The 1,019-nt window shown below is 67.4% G+C and carries 1 protein-coding gene and 1 pseudogene; one reads left to right on the forward strand and one right to left on the reverse strand.

Annotated elements, in window-relative coordinates; genetic code table 11:
• A pseudogene (locus I71_RS03805) lies at positions 1-259 on the reverse strand (GNAT family N-acetyltransferase); the annotation flags it as partial.
• Positions 260-537: 278 nt separating this feature from the next.
• On the opposite strand from I71_RS03805, the gene I71_RS03810 reads away from it, so the two are divergent.
• On the forward strand, positions 538-1,019 hold a 482-nt coding region (locus I71_RS03810; RefSeq protein ID WP_042690852.1), incomplete at its 3' end, for an LptF/LptG family permease.

Genomic DNA, 1,019 nt, shown 5'->3' on the forward strand with positions numbered 1-1,019 from the left:
GGGAGGCGATGCCGACGATGGTGCCGGGTGCGGCGATCAGTCCGGCGGCTTCCACCGCGACGAAGGCGCCCTGGCCGGGGCCGCGCGTCCCGGCGATGGCAGCCCAGCGCTGGGCGGCGGGCGGCTCGGACAGGTTGACCAGGAATTGCGCCGGGATCAGGCCGGGGTAGGTGGACCGCCAGCTCTGCACATGGACTCGCGCCATGCCTTCGGCGTCCGACGCGCGCGCCTCGCGGATTGCGACCGTGGTGTCCGTCATCGACCGACCCTCCCGTGCAGCCTGTTACCAACAGTTTGGAATGCCAGCGCAGGAAGTCCAGACGAAAAAGGAGGGAGATTTCGGGCGACGTCGATCAGCATGCCAGCGGTTGAGAGGGGCTTCGGCCGCGGCTCCGGTTGTCATCGCGCCGCAACAGAGGTAAACAGCGGGACTTGTTCCGGCGTGGCCCCGCACCGATCCTATCGGGNGGGGCCACGCCAGTCCGTCCCAGGCGCCATGGCGGTGCCGCGGGCGGGGCTCCGGAGACCGGACACCGCATGTATTCCTCGCCTACGCTTTCCCGCTACATCGGCCGGCAGTTCGTCGTCTGGTTCTGCCTGCTGATGGTGATCCTGCTCGCCATCGTGCTGCTGCTGGACACCGTGGAACTTCTGCGCCGAGCCGGCACCAAGCCTCATGTCACCTTCGGGCTGGTCGTGGAAATGGCCCTGCTGAAACTGCCGGAGATCGGGCAGCAGATCTTCCCCTTCGTCATCCTGTTCGCGGGCATGTTCACCTTCTGGCGGCTGACGCGCAGCGCGGAGCTGGTGGTGGCCCGCGCGGTCGGCGTGTCGGCCTGGCAGTTCCTGATGCCGGTGATGTTCGCCGCCGCCGCCATCGGCGTGGTGAAGGTGACGCTGATCAACCCGGTCGGCGCTGTCTTCATCGCCAAGTACGAGCAACTGCAGGACCGGTATCTCAAGCTGCAGTCCAGCACGCTGAACATCTCGCGCTCCGGCCTGTGGTGCGCCAGACCAAC

The sequence above is a fragment of the Azospirillum sp. B506 genome (assembly GCF_000333595.1).
Lineage (GTDB): Bacteria > Pseudomonadota > Alphaproteobacteria > Azospirillales > Azospirillaceae > Azospirillum.